This window comes from Nocardia sp. NPDC051321 (genome assembly GCF_044455225.1).
GTDB lineage: Bacteria > Actinomycetota > Actinomycetes > Mycobacteriales > Mycobacteriaceae > Nocardia.
In genome coordinates, this window is record NZ_JBITEM010000020.1 from 1 (window position 1) to 19,029 (window position 19,029).

The 19,029-nt window shown below is 66.6% G+C and carries 12 protein-coding genes; 6 read left to right on the forward strand and 6 right to left on the reverse strand.

Translation table 11 applies throughout. From position 1 onward, the window contains the following. The first annotated feature begins 446 nt into the window (after nt 1–446). Genes ACIA8C_RS37555 through ACIA8C_RS37565 form a run of 3 tightly spaced genes read left to right on the forward strand, consistent with a single transcriptional unit; the run spans nt 447 to nt 4,038 of the window. Nucleotides 447–1,580 carry a polyprenyl synthetase family protein gene (locus ACIA8C_RS37555; protein ID WP_397143245.1) on the forward strand — a complete coding sequence of 378 codons (1,134 nt, stop codon included), beginning with the start codon at nt 447–449 and terminating at the stop codon, nt 1,578–1,580. A gap of 21 nt (nt 1,581–1,601) precedes the next feature. Then, entirely contained in the window at nt 1,602–2,666 is a 1,065-nt protein-coding gene (locus ACIA8C_RS37560) for a terpene synthase family protein (RefSeq protein ID WP_397143247.1), read from the forward strand. 25 nt (nt 2,667–2,691) lie between these two features. Beyond that, nucleotides 2,692–4,038, forward strand: coding sequence for a cytochrome P450 (locus ACIA8C_RS37565; protein ID WP_397143249.1), 1,347 nt, complete (start codon nt 2,692–2,694; stop codon nt 4,036–4,038). Nucleotides 4,039–4,045: 7 nt separating this feature from the next. Here the strand turns inward: ACIA8C_RS37565 and ACIA8C_RS37570 are convergent, their stop codons facing one another. Next, nucleotides 4,046–5,029 carry a DUF5937 family protein gene (locus tag ACIA8C_RS37570; RefSeq protein ID WP_397143251.1) on the reverse strand — a complete coding sequence of 328 codons (984 nt, stop codon included), beginning with the start codon at nt 5,027–5,029 and terminating at the stop codon, nt 4,046–4,048. 65 nt (nt 5,030–5,094) lie between these two features. Here ACIA8C_RS37570 and ACIA8C_RS37575 point away from each other — a divergent pair, with 65 nt between their 5' ends. Further along, a complete protein-coding gene (locus ACIA8C_RS37575; RefSeq protein ID WP_397143253.1) occupies nt 5,095–6,387 on the forward strand; it encodes an MFS transporter in 1,293 nt (430 codons plus the stop codon). Here ACIA8C_RS37575 and ACIA8C_RS37580 read toward each other — a convergent pair. After that, on the reverse strand, nt 6,353–6,694 hold the full coding sequence (locus ACIA8C_RS37580; protein ID WP_397143255.1) for a putative quinol monooxygenase: 342 nt from the start codon (nt 6,692–6,694) through the stop codon (nt 6,353–6,355). The two genes, ACIA8C_RS37575 and ACIA8C_RS37580, sit on opposite strands and share 35 nt — an antisense overlap. Before the next feature lie 33 nt (nt 6,695–6,727). Next, the gene (locus tag ACIA8C_RS37585) at nt 6,728–8,593 is read right to left on the reverse strand and encodes a CocE/NonD family hydrolase (protein ID WP_397143257.1); all 1,866 of its coding nucleotides are present in this window, start codon (nt 8,591–8,593) and stop codon (nt 6,728–6,730) included. A gap of 86 nt (nt 8,594–8,679) precedes the next feature. Between ACIA8C_RS37585 and ACIA8C_RS37590 the strand changes: the two genes are divergently transcribed. Further along, the gene (locus tag ACIA8C_RS37590) at nt 8,680–9,258 is read left to right on the forward strand and encodes a TetR/AcrR family transcriptional regulator (protein ID WP_397143259.1); all 579 of its coding nucleotides are present in this window, start codon (nt 8,680–8,682) and stop codon (nt 9,256–9,258) included. Between the two features lie 222 nt (nt 9,259–9,480). Here ACIA8C_RS37590 and ACIA8C_RS37595 read toward each other — a convergent pair whose 3' ends face one another. Both ACIA8C_RS37595 and ACIA8C_RS37600 read right to left on the reverse strand, forming a co-directional pair. Next, entirely contained in the window at nt 9,481–10,224 is a 744-nt protein-coding gene (locus tag ACIA8C_RS37595) for a TetR/AcrR family transcriptional regulator (RefSeq protein ID WP_397143261.1), read from the reverse strand. A 97-nt stretch (nt 10,225–10,321) separates the two neighbouring features. Beyond that, on the reverse strand, nt 10,322–11,167 hold the full coding sequence (locus ACIA8C_RS37600; protein ID WP_397143263.1) for an alpha/beta fold hydrolase: 846 nt from the start codon (nt 11,165–11,167) through the stop codon (nt 10,322–10,324). A 184-nt stretch (nt 11,168–11,351) separates the two neighbouring features. On the opposite strand from ACIA8C_RS37600, the gene ACIA8C_RS37605 reads away from it, so the two are divergent. Continuing rightward, on the forward strand, nt 11,352–12,020 hold the full coding sequence (locus ACIA8C_RS37605) for a lysophospholipid acyltransferase family protein (RefSeq protein ID WP_397143265.1): 669 nt from the start codon (nt 11,352–11,354) through the stop codon (nt 12,018–12,020). A gap of 14 nt (nt 12,021–12,034) precedes the next feature. On the opposite strand, the gene ACIA8C_RS37610 is transcribed toward ACIA8C_RS37605, so the two are convergent. Further along, a complete protein-coding gene (locus ACIA8C_RS37610) occupies nt 12,035–18,865 on the reverse strand; it encodes an amino acid adenylation domain-containing protein (protein WP_397143267.1) in 6,831 nt (2,276 codons plus the stop codon). Nucleotides 18,866–19,029: the final 164 nt, after the last annotated feature.

The following is a 19,029-nucleotide window of genomic DNA, read 5'->3' on the forward strand; positions in this document are numbered from 1 at the left end:
CCGGCATCGAGCAGTCGGCCCGCGATGGCACCGCCCATCTTCCCGAGCCCGATGAAGCCCACCTGGCGAGTTGTCATGATTGTTCCTCCGTTCTCTGCAGGGATTGCGGTCATGAGTTTGCCATCGAGTGCGCGGGACATTTCCGCACCGATCTTGCGCAGCAATTCCCGGTCCGGTGAGGCCGAAGATCGCACCGGACCGTGCAATCCGCTACGGCGGGGTCGGATAAGGGTTGATCCTGGTCGGCGTCGGGTAGGCCACGCCAGGCCACAGCGCCTGCGACGCTCGGGGCCAGCGGTGCTGGTACGCGAGCGATTGACGACAGCGAGCGCCTGTGTTTGACTCTTGATCAAATAGATTTACTGACAGTAAAGCCAACTGTGGGCTCCGGCATGGCAATGCAGCCGCACGCGCGTGCTGTCGCCCGATCCGTGAGGGAGGCAACCGTGACGATCGGCCGGACCATGCTCGGTCCCGACACTCGAGACCCGTTGCCGGGTGCCAGCGCGGGACTCGTCGGCGAGGCTGCGCAGGACGGCAAGTTGGTGGTCTCGGACCGGGTCGCGGTCGATGCGCTGTTGGCGGAGTTCTTGCAGGCCAAGGAATCCGGTGCGGCCAGTGCTGAGGTGGTGCTGTTCGTCGGGCTGTTGCGCGAGTTCCTCACTGGTGGAAAGCGGTTGCGCCCGTTGCTGTGTTATTGCGGCTGGCGGGCGGTCGGCGGTCACGGCGATATTGCCCCGGTCACCCATGTGGCCGCGGCGCTCGAGTTGTTCCACGCTTTCGCGCTTATCCACGACGATGTGATGGACGACAGTCGCACGCGCCGTGGGCGTCCGACGGTGCACCGTCAGATCGCGGCCTGGCATCCGGAGCACCCCGACGCCGACCGATTGGGCATCAACTCGGCGATCCTGTTGGGTGACCTGACGCTGGGCTGGTCCTACGACCTGCTGCAGCTGGCCCGGCTGAGCGGTGATCGGATGGCGGCGGTTTGGTCGCTGCTCGACACGATGCGCACCGAAACCATGGCCGGGCAGTACCTGGACCTGCTCGCCACCGGCGGCCCCGGCGCGGATCCCGAACTGTCCCTGGCGATCTGCCGAGGGAAGACGGCCAGGTACACCATCGAGCGTCCCCTGCAGGCCGGTGCGCTGCTGGCCGGTGGTGGTCACGATGTGCTGGAAGCCTGTACGGCTTACGGCATTCCGCTGGGTGAAGCGTTCCAGCTGCGTGACGACCTGCTCGGCGTTTTCGGGAGCCCGGAGGACACCGGCAAATCGGTGCTCGAGGATCTTCGGCAGGCCAAACCCACTGTCCTGCTGGCCATTGCCAGACAGCGTGCCGGCACCCGGCAACGCGAGCGACTGGGCGTTCTGGTCGGTGATCCGACGCTCGATGAGTGCGGGGCCGACGAGTGCCGGGCCATCCTCACCGAGACCGGCGCTCGCGCCACGGTCGAGGAGATGATCGACGGCCGACGACAAAAAGCATTGTCCGTCTTGGCATCCGGGCTCTTCAACGAGGCCGGGATCCCGTTGTTGCGCAGCCTTGCCGTCACCGCTACCGCCCGGGTGAACTGATCAAGATGAGGAGAACGTGCTGTGCGGCACAAGCACTCTGACGACGTCGATATCCCGCCGATCTGGTGTCCGTTCGAGGCACGGGTGAACGAGCAGACCACGGCGCTGGTCGACAGCGTGGCGAAGTGGCTGCGAGCCGGCGGGATCTGCGACAGCGACGAGTTCGCCTACGCGGCCGCGGCGACCGGGGCCTACGGCACGGCCTACACCATGCCCGCGGCGACCGGGACCTTCGCGGAGGCGATGAGCCGTTACATGGCCTGGGGATTCGTGCTCGATGACCACGTGGAAGACGCCGGAACCAGCATCGAGCAGATGGAGCGTTTCATCGCGCTCTCGGTACGGCTGATGCGGGTCATGGAGGTCCCCGGCTGCGTGCTGCCCGACGATGATCCGCACACCCGGGCCTGCGCGGATATCGCGGCGGTTTTTCATGCGCTTGCCCCGCGCTCGCGGCTGCGGCGGATCTTCGACGGCTGGCGCGCCTACCTTTTCGGCCTCGTCCAGGAGGGCGCCCTGCAACGCACGGCGTCGGTGCCCACGCTCGACGCCTACTTGCCGCTGCGGTTCACCAGCGGCGCCGGCGGCGTGGTGTGCGCCATGATCGAGATGTCCCTCGGCACGGCGATCGACCAGAACGAAATCGAATCCCCGTTGGGGCGCGCCCTGACCGAGACCGCGTTCACCGTCACCCTGCTCGACAACGAGACCCTGTCCCGGCGCAGGGAACGGGCGCAAGAAAAGTACGACCTGAACCTGGTCCGCGTCCTGCACGCGAACGGGCACTGCTCCCCGCGGCAAGCACCCCGCCTGGCCGCGGAAATACGGGACCGCATCCTCGGACGCTTTCTCGAGTTGCGCGAGCGAGTGCATGCCGAGCACAGCCCCGCGATGGGCGCCTACGCCGACGGCCTGGCCGAGTTCATCGCCGGAGTGGTGGCATTCATGCCCACCGACCAGCGATATGCCGCAGCCGAGCCCCCCTCGGCAGGTGAATCCACTTCCACCCGGGCACCTGGGCATCTGGCCGACGGCCCGCTCGCGACCTCATCCGTCGCCTGGTGGTGGGGACCCCTCGACAGCTGAAATCTGCAGCGATTCGGAGAATTTCGTGAACAATCCAGCCACGATCCCCAGCGCACGAGCAGCGTTGCCGTTGCTCGGTCACATCCCACTGTTGCTCCGAGACCCATTGGGGTTCTTCGGCTCGCTACCCGAGCAGGGCGACCTGGTACGGATCCGCCTCGGCCCGATCACGGCGGTCGTGGTCTGCGACCCTGACCTGACCCGCCGAATGCTGCGTGAAGACCGTGTCTTCGACAAGGGCGGCCCCTTCTACGACCGGGGCCGGGAGGTGATCGGAAACAACCTCGTCACCTGCCCGAGCGTCGAACACCGGCGACAGCGCCGCCTGGCACAGCCGGCGTTCCATCACACTCGCTTTCCGGATTACGCCGAGGTGATGGCGGACCAGGCCGCCGCGGTCACCGACGGCTGGCACGACGGTCAGGTCCTGGAGGTCTTCGACGAGATGGTGACCATCACGTCGAAGACGCTGACCGCCACCATGTTCTCCGACGCGCTTTCGCCGCAAGTGCTCGGTGCGGCCCTGAACGATGTCCGCTGCCTCGTAGACGAATTCACCAGGCGCGCCATCACACCGAAGCCGCTGCGGCGGTTGCCAACACCGGGCAACCGCCGATTCGACCATGCCCAGGCCCGGCTGCGCCGGACCCTCGACGCTGTCACCGCGGAGCGCCGTGCCACCGGAATCGACCACGCCGACCTGTTGTCGGCACTGATCGCCGCGGTTGACACCGACCTCCCCGACGGTGGCGGATTCCTTTCCGACACAGAGCTTTCCAACCAGACCATGATGTTCTTCCTGGCCGGATCGGAAACTACCGCCAGCGCCCTGTCCTGGGCGCTGCACCTGGTCGTTGCCCACCCTGCCATCGAGGAACGGCTTTACGAGGAAGTCGACCGAGTCCTGGCCGGACACAGACCCGCCCATGCCCACTTGCCCGAGCTGACATTGACCACAAGGGTGATCACCGAGGCGTTGCGGCTGTGGCCACCGGCCTGGCTATTCACCCGGACCACCACTGCCGACACCGAATTGGGCACATACCCCATCCCCGCAGGCACCACCCTCGTCTACAGTCCCTTTCTGATCCACCGCAACGCCGAGCTGTACGACAAGCCCGAGACCTTCGACCCCGACCGCTGGGACCCGGCCCGTCCCCAACCACCCCGCCACGCCTTCATCCCATTCGGCGATGGCCCCCGCAAATGCATCGGCGACCAATTCAGCCTCGCCGAGGCCGTCATCACATTGGCTACCATCTTCAGCCGGTGGCGGCTGGAGCACCTTCCCGGACCGCCCATCGGTCCCGCCGTCACGGTGACCCTGCGCCCCCGCGGGCTGCGGATGCGCGCCGTCGCACGCACGAGCTGAAACTCGGTCACTTCGAGAGCAGGCGAATGCCGAGGGCAGTGGTGACATACAGGACGTTGCGCCCCGATCGTTCCCGAGCAATAAGCCCGCTGTCGCGCAATACGCCGAGATGTTGCGACACCGCACTGGGTGTCACACCGAACGTATGAGCCAAGTCCGCGGTCGTCGCCGGGGATCGCAAGGCCTCGAGCAGGTCGCTCCGCGCTCGGCCGAGTAACCGGACCGTACTGCCCGGTGGCGTTTGCTTGCCGGCGGTCCACAGCGTCCCGATGCCTCTTGCCGGATACCGCACCGTGGTCTGGGTTGACGTGCGGTTCTTGATCAGCACGTCGGGAGGGCCGAGGACGACCGGGATGAGAACGAGCCCACCCGGACCGAGGGTCACCCGACGTTCGGCCTGACATCGCGTCCTCTGCAGAATCAGCTGCCCGTCGCGCCAATACAGATCCGAGTGCAGATCGGCGAACAACCTCTCGACACCACCGCTGACCAGATGTTTGGCGCGATAGCTGACGTCTGCGTCGAGCACGGCCCGGATCCGTGACCAGTGCGGCGCGATGAGCCGATCGTGGGCCACCCGCAATTCCGCGGCGATCGCACGCAATTCCGCGATCGGCCGCACAGCGAGCGGGGCGACGCTGTCCGGGAGTGTTTGCCCGAAGACGCGGCGAAGGCTGGCCCGCACCTGAGCGGCGCTGGTGCGTTGCAACGCTGCCAGATCATCAGCGATCGATGATCCGGTGCCTACCGGCGCGGGGATCAAGAACTCGGGCCAGGTCGGCCGCCCGCTCGCGATCAGCGGCCAGGTAAGTGGAAGATCGAGCGGGTCCGCGGCAAGTTCGTCGGCCGCCCAGCGCAGCCAGGGCAGGTTACTTGCCTGCCGCTGGCGGCCCGCGAGCTGCTGCAGACCGGAAATCGTCTCCGACAGAGGCGAAATCGCGAAGCGGGTCGCCGCCAACTCGGCAACGCTCAGCTCAATCCGCACCGTCATTACTCGAGTGTGTAGCACTGAGCTAAACAGTGTCCCGATGACGCCTGAACCCGGACGATCTCGACATGACCCGGACAACCGCGGAACCACGCCTCTCTCGCGCGTACTGGCGATCCTGGTGGGCGACAGGTATCAGCAACATCGGTGATGGTGCCTTCACCGCCGCGGTTCCGCTACTCGCGGTGACGATCACGCACGACCCTCGACTCGTGTCGGTCGTGGCTGCCGCGACGTATCTGCCCTGGTTGTTGTTGTCTCTGCAAGCGGGCGCGCTGATAGACCGGCGCGATCCGGTCGGCCTCGTGTGGCGCTCGCAGGCGATCCAGGCTGTCATCGTCGGCGTTGTCGCGGTCCTCGTCGTATTCGGTCACGTCGACATCGTTGTGCTGGCCTGTGCGGGTTTCGGGTTGGGGGCATGCGATGTCGTCTTCAGCATCGCGTCGCAGGCGATCCTGCCCGGCATTGTCGCGAAGTCGTTGCTACACAAGGCGAATGGAAATCAGCAGACAGCGGTAGCGGTGGGCAAGCAGTTCTTGGGACCGCCGCTGGGTAGCCTCTTGTTCACCGTTGCCGCGGCGCTGCCGTTCGGGATGAACGCTGCCAGCTTCGTTGTGTCCGCCGTGCTGCTATCGACACTGCCCAGGCGGGGCAGACCAGTGGCCGAGCATCGACCGATCGCGGATGGCCTGCGCTGGCTGGCTCATCACCGGCTGTTGCGCACCCTCGCATTCTTGCTCGGTGCCAACACGTTCTGCGGCCAGGTCGGCAACGTCGCGCTCGTCCTGCTCGCGACTCAGACGTTGCGGGTGGACACCGCAGACTACGGTCTGCTGCTCGCCAGCGCCGCGATCGGCAGCGTGCTCGGCGGACTGATCAACGCGCGCATCGTCGAGAAGATCGGCGCACTCCCTGCGCTGCTCTGCGCACTCGCCACGAATGTCGTTGTCTTCGTTGGCATCGGGCTGAGCCCGAACGGGTTCGTGCTGGGTACCATGTTGGCTGTCAACGGCTTCGTCGTCACGCTCTGGAACATCGTGGCTGTCAGCCTCCGGCAAGAGATCGTGCCGACCGAACTGTTCGGCCGAGTGAGCAGCGTCTACAAGATGGTCGGCTGGGGATTGATTCCGCTCGGCGCGCTGACCGGCGGACTAGTGGCACACCTGCTCGGACTGCGCGCACCTTATCTCGTCGCCGGCGGGCTCCGCGGGGTCGCCTTACTGCTTGCGGCACCCGCGCTACTCCACGCGATGCGTGGCCAGCCCCTACGTCGAGTGCTACGCGCACCGCTGATCGGCTCGCTACGATCAGCGGTGTCGGCGGTAGTCAGATGGTCAGGCGGGCGGCGTCGGTTTCGCTGACGCTGAGAGTCAGTGGCGCCGGGCGCAATTCGACGGTGTGGGGGGCCGGGTCGACCAGGTCGAGGAGCCGGGGCAGGTAGTCGGTCAGCACGCCGCCGTTGTGTGCCGCCAAATCGGTTTCGGCGGCGTACTTTTCGATCACGGTGAGGCGCAGCGGGTCGGAGTCGGGCTCGACGTAGACGGCGTAGCGCTGTAGGCCCGGTTCGCTGCTCAGCACCCGGGGAATTAGCTCCGAAAGCAGCGCGAGAAGTTCCGTGCCGAGCCCCGGCTTGGCCTGCAGGCTGGCGATGACGACGATTTCGGGCAAGGTGATCTCCTATGTTGTTGTGGCGGTGGATGTTCAGCTGCCGAGCACGGGCAGGCGCAGCGCGGACGGTGTCGCGAGACCGTGGTGCAGGGTGTGCTGTGCGGGGACGGCCTCGTCAAGGGTGCCGAACTCGGGAACGGTGCGGGTGTGCAGGTTGCGGCTGAAGCGCGGGAAGCTGAATCCTGCTACCTGCACGCGGATTTGGTGGCCGATACCGAATCGGTGCGCGACGTCGTTGAGGGTGACGGTCACCCGGGCGGGTTGTTCGGTGTCGAGCCAGTCCGTGTCACCGCCGTCGCGGTAGCGGGCCCGCTGGGCTCCCTCGGCGACGTTTCGGGCGAAGCCGTCTGGCTCGACGTCGACCAGGGTGGCGCACACATCCGCGTCCGGGGCGCTGCTGGTGAGGAAGACGACCAGTTCGGGTTGCCCGGCGATGGTCAGCTCGTCGGTCAGGGGATCGCTGGTGTAGACGAGCACATCGTCGCGCCCGTCGACCGCGCGTTGGTCCTGGATGCCCTGCGGCACCGCCGCGAGATCGCCATCGAACATGATCGCTCCGCCATGCGTTGGGAACGGGTCGTGCGGGTCGGCGGTGAAGACGTCAGAGTTCGCGGCGGCTGTTTCATGTTGTGCGCCTGGATATTTCAACCGCCCGTCGCCGGTGGCGGTACGCGCGTCGCCGCCGGAGGCGAGGGCCCATTCTTCGACTGCCGCCGCCGGGGGCCAGGCGGGCGCGTGCTCCCAGGTGTTCGAGCCACCGACGAAGTAGGCGACCCGGCCGGGCCCGGACAGGTACCGGGCGGCGCCGGGGTAGGCCGAGCCGTCGCCGCCGCGCAGGTGGCGATCGAAGAACGCGGCGAGCACTGGATTCCAGGTGGGCACGCCGCCCGCGGCGTTGGGCAGTACGCGGGCACCGACCTCGCCGGCGGGCCCATAGGTGCCGAAGTGGGTCCACGGCCCGGCGATGAGGGCGGCGTTCTCGTTGTCGGCGAGCTCGGTGGCCAGCCGGAACTGGGTGGGGCTTGTGAAGTCCTGGTAGCCGGTGATCTGCAGGAACGGGATGGTGACGCGCTCGGGTTCGGTGAGCAGCGTTGGCCGATCCCAGAACGGATCGTGCGGTGAGCGCAGCCAGTCACGCCAGAACGGCGCGATCCGGCCGTCGTCGAGCGGGCTGATATCGGTCAGCGGCAATCGGCCCACGGTGGCGCGGCGGTCGGCGAACGCCTCGGTGAGCCGCTGGACGACTTGTTCCCGCTCGGCCACGTCCAGTGCGGTGTGGTCGAGGCCATCGAGACACAGGCCGAGGCCGTAGGTGGTGAGGAAGCCCAGTTCGAAAACGCCGCCCGGCCGGGCGGTGTGGCGCATGTCGGCGGTGGCGACCAGGGCGACTGCGGCTTTGAGGTGCGGGTTGCGGGCGGCGACGGCCTGCAGGACGGCCATGCCGAGATAGGACGAGCCGTAGATCCCGACGTTGCCATCGCTCCAGGATTGCGTTGCGGCCCAGTCGATCGCGTCGGAGGAGTCGTCGTATTCCTGTGTGATGAAGTCGAATTCGCCGCCGGACGCGAACCGGCCGCGAGTGTCTTGAACGAACACCGCGAAACCCTGACGGGCCAGCCACAGTGGGTCGGCCACGATCCCGGAAACCCGGTACGGATCTCTGCGGTCGTAGGGGGTGCGGTGCAGCAAGACCGGCCAACGACCGTCCTCGGCCGGGCGGTAGAGGTCGCCGGTGAGGGTGACGCCATCGCGGGTCGTCATCTCGATGTCGGCGTCGATGCGGGGTGGGTACATGGTGATCTCCTCGAGCTCTCGACCCGGCTCAGACGAGCAGGACCGGCGTCCGCGGGTGTGTCCGGCCTGGCTGTCCGCGTGCGCCGCGAAACGCAGTGCTTTCACACTCCGGACTTAACCGTATCCGTTAGCGTTTTGCAACAGATAGTGTTAAGTTTCTGATGCCACTTTGTATCTGATAGCATTAGCGGATGACTGTGCCGACGGGGCGTCGTGAGCGTAAGAAAGCCGCGACCCGCCAGAAGATCGCCGATACCGCACTGGCGTTGTTCCTGGAACGCGGATACGACGAAGTGGGCATCCGCGACGTTGCCGCCGAGGCCGACGTGGCCGTCACCACCCTCTTCTCGCATTTCGCGTCGAAAGAGGCCCTCGTCTTCGAGCAGGACGAGGACTTCGAACAAGCTCTCGTCCGGGCGGTCACCGACCGGTCGCCGGATCAGCCACTACTGTCCGCGCTGCGCCGCGAGATCCACGCCATCGTGCGGCACTGCGCGTCGCCCGATGCCGCACCGATCTGGCAGATGATCGACCGAACACCCGCCCTGCGGGAATACGAGACCGCTATGCGACTGCGCTACGCGGAGTCACTGGCCGCGGCGATCGCCGCGGGTCTGGATCAGGCACCCACCATGACGGCATGCCGGGCGATCGCGAGATTCGTGATCGACGCACATCCGCTGGCCCGTGAAGCGCCAGACCCGGAGGCCGCGGTGGACGAGATCTTCTCGATGATCGAAGCGGCCTGGGCCGTCGCCCGCTCCGCGTGACCGCTCCCCCAGGTGGCCGCGGCCCGAAAACGCCTATGATCCAGGCGTTTACGATGTCGAGCGACACTCAGGGCGTTCGACGAGCCCGCAGGACAGTGGACGGACCGGGCTCGGAATGAACGACTGCTTTCACGCATCCACCGGACCGTTAGCAAATCGCAACGGAAAGCTATTTGTACTCGGTATCGCCTACGCGCGCGCAACCGCCGGGCTGAGGCTTCGTCAGTCCGCGATGGGATTGAGCGCGGCCTGTCGTGCGAGATTGTCGATGAGCAGCCCGAGGCCGAAATCGAACCGTTGGTGTCCGGTGCCCGAGGTCAATTCGGTCGCGTACCTCCTGGTGTTCGGGAACGTGGCCTCGGGCAAGGCGCTGAAGCGGGCCACCAGTTCCTCGGTACTCAGCACCCAGGTCGCGTCCTGAGACTTCTGCCGCTGCACGACCAGGGAGTTTTCCAGCGCATAGCCCGCGACGTAGAGGGACAACACGTCCATCCCCCAGGCCGCGACCTGTGGTTCGATGCCCGCGGCGAGCAAAATCGAGAAAATCCCCTCGGCCACCCGCAGGGCTTCCAGGTTCGTGGGCACCATCGCGAGCGCGGCCCGGGAGATACCCGGGTATTTCAGGTACTGGTCGCGCAGCTGGGCGTACACGTCACGGAGCTGCTCGCGCCACCGGCCCGAATCCGGCTTCGGCAGCACAATCTCCGAACACAGCCTGCCGACCAGCAGGTCGTCGATGTCGGCTTTGTTCACGATGTGGGCGTAAAGCGAGGACGGCCCCGTTTCGAGCACGTTCGTGACGCTGCGGATCGTCAACGCGTCATACCCCTGCTCAGCCACCACCTGCAACGCGGCATCGGTGATCCGCTCGACCGTGATGGGCGGTTTCCGTGCCGACTGCCGCACGGCTCCGGCGTCAGGTTGCGCATGCCGGGCCGCCCGCCGCTGCTTGGGATCGCTTGCCATACTCCGGACTATAGCTCGACACGATCTATGTTCGTTATCAAGAACTTAGATCGCTGGAACAGCTGATCAAAGAATCCGCATCGACCGGCCGCGGGAATCAGCGGAAGAAGTCCCGCAACTCCGCGGCGAAGAGTTCGGGCTGCTCGTCGGTGAAGGCAGCGGTATGCCCGACACCGGCCAGCGTTACGTACCGGGCATCCGGTAGTACGGTGTGCAGTCGGTCCAGCGCGTCTCGCAGATAACCAACGCTCTTGCTGCCGCCGAGTATCAATGTGTCGCAACGTAGTTCGGCAATCCGGTTCCACTGATCGCCGACACTGCGGACGAGCTCGATGTCGTAGCGCCCGGTCGGCACCAGATCACGCAGCGCGACCTGCCCATCGCCGCCACCGTCCATCCGCAACGCCAACGCCAGCACCGGCTTCAGCAGAAACCGAGGCAGCGAGGCGATACTTCGCGCGTCGCCGGTGCCCTTCAGGATGCTGACGAACGCGGCGGTGATCCGCCCCTCGTCGAGCTCGCGGAGATAACGCGGCGCCCACGACAGCGGCGGGCCACCACCCGCGGCCAGCGGCGGCTCATACAGCGCCAGCTTCGTGATCTGCGGCAACGCCAACGCCGCCCGCAGCGCGATCACCGCACCCGAACTCAACCCGAACACGTTCCGCGCGCCGCTCTCCCGCAGCAGCGCGGCAAGATCCTCGATCTCGACCCCGATGCCATAGTCCGGGCCGATAGTGCCGCTCATGCCACGCCCACGCCGATCGGGCACGTAGACCGTGAACTCGTCGGCCAGCGCACCGGCGAGCCCGTCGAACAGCTGTCCGGTCATCATCGCGCCGTGCACCAGGATCAGGCCCGGCCCACGGCCGATCCGCCGGTATCCGATCGGCGTGCCGTCGCTCGACCACACCGACCCCGTCTCGAATTCTGTCGATCGCACTGTATTACTCCGCATACGACCAGCCTGAACTTCACCGATTGCATCGCCCTTGCACCGTGATGACGTCCCGACTGCCGCAACATCCTCGACGTGCGTCAAGTAACGCCACACGGACAGAGCCGCACCACCGGCGCCGGTAATCTGGTTCGAGGGCTGCGTTACCGAAACCGTGTGGGGGTAGTTGATGAACGAGGAAACGGTCCGGCGGCCGAAGGGGCTCGGTAAGCGCGCGTGGGTGACCACGAAACTGGTTCGCCGCGTCCTGCGGGCGCTGGCCTGGTCGAATGTCGTGCGCGTCACCGTGATCGGCCGCGAAGCCGTGCCGAAGACCGGCCCGGTGATCGTGGCCAGCAATCACATCTCGATGCTGGACGCGGTGTTCCTCTGGGGTGCGCTGCGGCGCCGAGCCATCGCCATCGCGATGGCGGAGCTGTGGTCGTGGCCGGTGGTGGGCTGGCTGGTGCGACGGCTCGGCCAGATTCCGGTGTTGCGCCGCGACAGCGAGTCCGGTCAGTCCGCGCTGTCCCAGGCCGAGCAGATCCTCCGGCACGGCGGTGTGCTGCTCATCTATCCCGAAGGCCGACTCGTCGCACCCGGCGAGCAGGAGCCGTACAAGCCCGGTGTCGCGAAGCTGGCTCTGGCGACCGGAGTTCCGATCATTCCGGTAGGGACCACCGGAACCAATCGGGTACTGCCCATGCGACGTACCCGTGGCAGGGGCCCCGCGTTCGACCGCAGCCAACGGGTGACCATCCACTTCGGCGCACCCATCGACCCCGCCGACTTCGATGATCCCGAAAAGCTGCTCGACCAGCTACGGCAGCAGATCGAAAACCTGCGCGCCGCTCAGTGATGTACGGCACAACGCTATTCGCTGGCACTGCCGATCGGTGTCGGCAGGAATCCGGACTTCACGAAGGCGCCGATGTAGGTGTCGAGCACGCTCTCATCGATCGGCAGGCAGCTGATCGCGCTCCCGGCGAGCGCTCGTCGCGTGTTGGCGCAGTCCACCACGAGGTCGGCCGCGCCTGCCGCATAGTTGTTGCCGAGTAGGGCGGCGCGGACCAGGGAGTCGTCACCCGCCAGGTAGCGGGTGTTGGCTTCGTCGGCGAGGCGAATACGGACGGTCTCGAGTGATTCGGTCTCGATGGGCAGACCGTGCGCGCGCAGGCGCTCGAAGATGTCGCGGATCGCCAGCGGAGTCTCGTTTACCAGGTGATACGCGGTATCGCGGGTGGCGGCGAGGGATATCTCCACGATGGCGCGGGCCACGTAGGTGACCGGCGCCAGCGAGATCGTCGCGGCACCGACGTCGGGAGCCATGCCGAGGATCGCGGCCGCGCGGATCATGTTCCAGAACGAGTCGTCGGCGCTGTTGACACCGATTTGCAGGTCACCGGAAACCAGTCCGGGCCGGTAGATCATTGCGGGCACACCACGTTCGCCCGCCTGCAGGACCAGTTGCTCGGCGGCCCATTTGCTCGCCACGTAGCCCTGCGCGGGCAGCTCGCCGGCGCTGATCCGGGTGCTCTCGTCGACCGATGCACCGGGATGGACGGTGGAGATCACGGTGTTGATCGTGGAGACGAAATGGACCGGCTTGATCCGTTGAGTTGTCGCCAGCCGCAACACCTCTCGGGTTCCCTCGACGTTGGCGGGGCGCAGGCGGGCGTACGGCTCGAGGTGGTTGACGTGCGCCCCGTTGTGGTAGATGACGTCGATCCGTTCGGCCAGCCACGCGTGGTAGGTCTCGGAGAGCCCGAGCGACGGTTCGGCGAGATCGCCGAGCACCGGCATGATCCGGGCCTCCGGCACGTCACCCCACAGCCGGTACCGCTGCAACGCGTGAGAAATCCGTTCGCGCGCAGCAGGAATGGTGTCGGCACGGACCAGGCACCAGACGACGGCTTCGGTGCGATCGAGCAGTTCGCGCAGCAGGTACGCCCCCACGAAACCGGTCGCGCCGGTCAACAGCACGTCGCGCGCGGCTCCCTGGCGGATCGGTTCGACCCCTACGCTCGAAACCTCCGGTCCGAGTAGCGCATCCGCGGTGATCATGGCCGGGCTGTGCACCGGCGCATCCGCACCGTCGATGCGCGCGGCAAGGCTGCGCACGGTGGCGGCGCTGAACAGCGTTGCGACCGGCAGCTCGATGCCGAGCCGAGCCGACAGCGCGTGCTGCAGTGTGAGGGTGAGCAACGAGGTGCCACCGCGCGCGAAGAAATCGTCGTCGGCACCGATCTGTTCCACCCCGAGCACCTCCGCGAACACCTCTGCGACGATCCCCTCGGTCCGCGTGGCAGGCGCGCGGCAGGTCGCGGTCTCGAAGGTCGGCTCCGGCAATGCCTTTCGATCCAGCTTGCCGACCGGAGTCAGCGGAATCACGTCGAGCGGCACGATCGCGGCGGGCACCATATGCCGTGGCAAACTACGCTCGGCGTACTCGGTGAGCCGATCCGCGTCGAACGAGCGGCCGGGCACCGCACGCACATACGACACCAGAACCGTTTCCCCGGTGGCGGTTTCGTGTCCGATCGTGACCGCGAAGTCCGCGTCGTCGTGACCGCTCAGCACCGCGTCGATTTCACCGAGTTCGATACGGAAGCCACGGATCTTCACCTGGAAGTCCGAACGCCCGACATACCGCAGATCCCAGGGAATTCGCGCGAACCCGGCAGCGTCCGCCCGCTGTTCCGGCGGCGCGTTCCAGCGCACCAGGTCGCCGGTGCGCAACATTCGCGTACCAGGCTGGCCCCACGGATTCGCCACGAACTTACCCGCCGTGAGCCCGGCACGCGCGTGGTAGCCGCGGGCCAAGTTCCCTCCGGCCAAATACAATTCGCCGGTGACACCGGGCGGCACCGGATGCAGCCGCGCGTCCAGTACCAATGCCGATACGCCGTGCACCGGCCCGCCGATGGTGATCTCCCGGCCTGCCGTCTGCGCACCGAGGGTCACGGCGATGGTGGCCTCGGTCGGACCGTAGGCGTTGAGGTATCGGCGGCCCGGCTGCCACTTCGCCACCAACTCCGGCGTCGTGACATCGCCGCCGATCAGCAACGTCTCGGTCGGCACACCGGTGGGATCGACGGTGCTCAGCACCGCGGGGGTGGTGCTGCAGTGCGTCACTCGCTCGTCACGCAGCACCGCCGCGAACTCCGGGCCGCCGATCACGCTGGGCGGCAGGATGACCAAGGTCGCGCCGACCGACAACGTACACAGCCACTCCAAGGCCGCCGGGTCGAAACTCGGCGAAATCGAGTGCAGCAGACGATGAGCAGGCTCGAGGCCAAGCGCACCCACGGTGTGCTCGATCAACCCGGCCAATCCCGCGTGGGTGACCAGCACGCCCTTCGGCACACCCGTCGAACCGGAGGTGTAGATCAGATACGCCGGATTGTCCGGGCGCAGTGCGGAAATCCGGTCGGCGTCGGTGACCGGCGCGGCCGATCTGCGCGCGCATACCACCTCGATGGCGGGGTGATCGAGCACCAGCCAGGTGACCTCGTCGGGCAGCCGATCGATGTACTCGGCGGTGGTCAAGCCGATCAGCACCGCCGAATCGGTCACCATATGCCGCACCCGTTCCACCGGATAGGCCGGATCGACGGGCACATACGCGCCACCGGCCCTGGTGACCGCGAGCGCCGCGGCCAGCATCTGATATGAGCGCGGAAAGGCCAGCGCGACAAGCCGTTCCGGACCTATCCCAAGGCTGATGAGGAATCGTGCCAGCTTCGACGAATATTCGTCGAGTTCACCGTAGGTAATCGAGCGCCCCTGGTCACGCACCGCGATCCGGTCGCGGCCGTGCCGCACGCCGCGCAGCAGCAGATCCGGCATCGGTGTCGTCGCCGCGGCCGGGTGGACCCGGGTGAGCGCCGCGTACTCGTCCTCGGCCAGCAGCGGGAGATCACCAACCGGCCGATGCGGCCGCGCGACGATCGCCGCGAGCAATCGCACGAACCGGCCTGCCATCACCCGGATGGTGGCTTCGTCGAACAGATCTCGCGCGAAGGAGAACTGTGCGGCCATGCCCTCGGCCGTCTCCCGTACCGCCAGCGACAGGTCGAACTTTTCGATGCCTGTCTCGAAATCGACTGCGGCGACACGCAATCCAGGCAAGTCGAAGGTGACATCCGGCAGATTTTGGAAGACGAAGCCGACCTGGAACAACGGATTACGAGCCGTCGACCGATCCGGGTTCAGCGATTCCACCAGTCGCTCGAACGGGATATCGGCGTGCTCGAACGCCCGCAGATCTACCTCGCGCACCTGCTCCAGCAGCGCACCGAAGTTCTGCTGTCCGCAGACCTTGGTGCGCAGCACCAACGTGTTGACGAACATGCCGATCAGCGCGTCGAGTTCGCTCTCGCCGCGCCCGGCGACGACCGTGCCGACCGCTATGTCGTCGGTACCCGACCAGCGGGCCAGGAAGATCGCCAGCGCGGTGTGCAGCACCATGAAGACCGTCGCATTGTGCGCACGGGCGAGCTCGGCCAGTCCGTGCTGTATCTCGCCGTCGATCGAGAACAGCACGTGTCCACCGGCGAACGACCGCAGGGGCGGGCGGGGCCGGTCGAAGGGCAGCTCGAGCTCATCGGGCAACCCGGACAGTGTGGTACGCCAGTAACCGACCTGCCGCGAGATCAGGCTGTCCGGGTCGGTCTCGGCGCCGAGCGAATCTCGCTGCCAGGTGCTGAAATCGGCGTACTGGACCGGCAGCGGAGTCCAATCCGGTATCACACCAGCCGATCTGGCCGTGTAGGCGAGCATCACGTCGCGGGTCAACGGCACCATCGACCAACCGTCGCTGCAGATGTGGTGCGCGACGAACACCAGCACGTGCTCGGTTTCGGCGTCTGTGTCGACCCGAAATAGGCGTGCCCGCAAAGGAATCTCGACCGCGACGTCGAAGCCGGCGGACGCCACTTCGACAATCCGCGGCAGCACGTCGGCCACCTCGACAACTTCCGGCGTGAGGTCGACAGCGGCTTGTTCGATGGGCTGGATCGACTGGTAGGCAACACCATTGTGCTGCGGATACACCGTGCGCAGTATCTCGTGCCGGACAATCACGTCCCCGATGGCCCTGCGTAGCGCCGCTACCTCCAGATCGCCGGTCAACCGCACCGCGACGGGGATGTTGTAGACCGCCGAATCCTTGTCGAACTGGTTGAGAAACCACATTCGCTGCTGCGCCATCGACAGTGGAATCCGTTCCGGCCGTGGCCCTGTCACCAACGCCCGGCGACCCCCCGTTCCCAGCTGCCGCCCTACTTCGGCGGCCAGGGCGGCCACCGTCGGCGCCGTGAACAGCAGCCGCGCAGGTATCCGTGCGTCCAGTGCCGCGCCGAGCCGGGCCGCGACCTGCGTGGCCAGCAGCGAGTTGCCGCCGAGCGCGAAGAAGTTGTCGTCCAAGCCGATTCGGCCGACACCGAGCACCGCCGCGAACACGTCGGCCACCGCTTGTTCGACGGGATTCGCCGGCGCGCGGAACACCGCCGTCTCGGCTACCGGCGCGGGTAGCGCCTTACGATCCAACTTGCCGTGCACGGTCAGCGGTAGCGCGTCGACGACGACGAAGGCCGACGGCACCATGTATTCGGGCAACACCCGAGCCACCTCGGCGCGCAACGCCGCCACCTCCGGCTGCCCAACCAGATACGCCACGATCCGCCGGTCACCCGGGACATCCTCGCGAACGACAACGGCGACTTGGCGAACCGCTGCCGAGGCCGATACCGCGGCCTCGATCTCGCCGAGCTCGATGCGGAATCCGCGCACCTTCACTTGATCGTCGGCACGTCCCAGGTATACGAGATCGCCGTCGGCGTTCCACGAGGCCAGATCGCCGGAGCGATACAGCCGGGAACCGTCGGAGACAAAGGGATTGGCCACGAACCGCCCGGCGGTCAAGGCCGGATTGCCGAGATACCCCCGCGCCAGTTGCGTACCGGAAAGGTATATCTCGCCCGCCACACCCGTCGGCACCGGGCTCAACCGGTCGTCCAACACCCAGATCTGCAAACCCGGTATGGCAGAGCCGATTACGCTGCGGCCGCTGGTCGAAACACGATGCATCGTCGCGTGGACGGTCGTTTCGGTGATGCCGTACATATTCACCAGCTGCGTTCCGCCGTGCCGGGCACGCCAATCGTCGAGCCGGTGGAACTCCAGTGCCTCGCCGCCGAACACGATGTACCGCAACGACAACGGGGCGATATCGGCGTCGGCCGACGCCGCGCGGTCCACCTCGGCCAATTGATAGAACGCCGAGGGGGTTTGGTTGAGCACGGTTACCCGCTCGTCGCGCAGCAGCTCCAAGAACTGATCGGCCGCTCGCGAGACGTCGTAGTCAACGACGACCAAGGTGCCGCCGTGCAGCAGCGGTCCCCAGAGCTCCCACACGGAGAAGTCGAACGCGTAGGAATGGAACATCGTCCAGACATCACGGTGGTCGAAGGTGAACTGCGACCGAGTGTTCGAGAAGAGCGTCACGACATTGCGGTGCGGAATCTGCACCCCCTTGGGACGCCCGGTCGAACCGGAGGTGTAGATCACATACGCCAGGTTGCCGGAGTGCAGCGGGCCTGTCCGGTCCGCGTCAGTAACCGGCGAGCCGTCCGAGTCGGCAGAGTCGCTCACGGTGATCGAGGGGGCCGTAGTAGGCAGCATGATCCCCGGCTGCGTCACCACACACGCAGGCTCGGCGTCGGCGAGCAGGTACGTGATCCGGTCCGCCGGATACGCCGGATCGACCGGCAGATAGCCGCCGCCCGCCCGCACCGTCGCGAGCAACGCGACCACCAGGTCCAGTGATCGGGGCAAGGCCACCGCCACCAGCTTCTCCGGGCCGATGCCAAGCGCGATCAGCCTGCGCGCCAACCTGTTTGCCCGAGTATCCAATTCGCGGTAGGTCAGGGTCGCCGCGCCGAATTTGACCGCGATCGCGTTCGGGTGCGCCGTCACAACCTTGTCGAACAGCTCGGTGAGCGTCACATCCCGCTCGACCGACGCCGAGCGCGGGAACAGGGTGGCAAAGAACTCGCGGAGTGGTCTCGACAGGTGCCCGTGCGGGCGCGCGACGATCGCCGCCACCGCTGCCTGCGTCACCGGCACAGCGTCGAACACGCCGGTCGAGCCCGCGGTCACGTACGCGATGTCGTCGTCTTGGATAGGACGCAACCGATCCTGGTACGTCACCGGGTCGCCCGACAGCTGGGCGAGTTCGCCCCGCACGGCGGCATCATCGACGATCAGCCACTCGATCGAGCCGATATTCCGGACCGTAGACCACGGCGTACCCGCCATCAGACCGAGTGCGGGTTGTGTGTCGGACAGCAGATACTCGGCCTGTTCCACCGGTGTGTCCGGGTCGAGCACGACGAAGCCCGCGCCGGTCTTCGCCACCGCCCACATTGCCGACACCGCCTCGATCGGCGTCGCGATGGCCACCGCGACGAGATCCCCCGGACCGACGTCGCGACCGATCAACAGCCGCGCCAACCGCGACGACACCGCGTCGAGCTCGCGATAGCGCAGCACCGCCCCCGGCAGCACCACGGCCGCACCATCCGGATCGGCCTCCGCCGCCACCGCCAACAGCCGAGGCAGGATCGCCGCCTTGGTCCGTCGCGGCTGGACTGGCCGTGTGCGCACTGGTTCTCGCACCGGCCCGGACGCGTTATCGGTCACACCTATCTCCCCTACACATTCGCTTACCCCAGCAGATTGCTCATAGTTGGTCGCCGGTTATTGGTCACTTGACCAGTTCGTGACACGGAGACATATTCCGGGCCGGTGGCGTCGCCGTCGCCCCAGCCGACGGATTCTTATCATGAACCCGCCGATCTACCGCA

Excerpts from the sequence above, each read along its gene's own strand:
- ACIA8C_RS37570 (WP_397143251.1), bottom strand. The coding sequence starts at position 5,029 with ATGACGGTGCGGATTGAGCTGAGCGTTGCCGAGTTGGCGGCGACCCGC.
- ACIA8C_RS37575 (WP_397143253.1), top strand. The coding sequence starts at position 5,095 with ATGACCCGGACAACCGCGGAACCACGCCTCTCTCGCGCGTACTGGCGA.
- ACIA8C_RS37590 (WP_397143259.1), top strand. The coding sequence starts at position 8,680 with ATGACTGTGCCGACGGGGCGTCGTGAGCGTAAGAAAGCCGCGACCCGC.
- ACIA8C_RS37595 (WP_397143261.1), bottom strand. The coding sequence starts at position 10,224 with ATGGCAAGCGATCCCAAGCAGCGGCGGGCGGCCCGGCATGCGCAACCT.
- ACIA8C_RS37605 (WP_397143265.1), top strand. The coding sequence starts at position 11,352 with ATGAACGAGGAAACGGTCCGGCGGCCGAAGGGGCTCGGTAAGCGCGCG.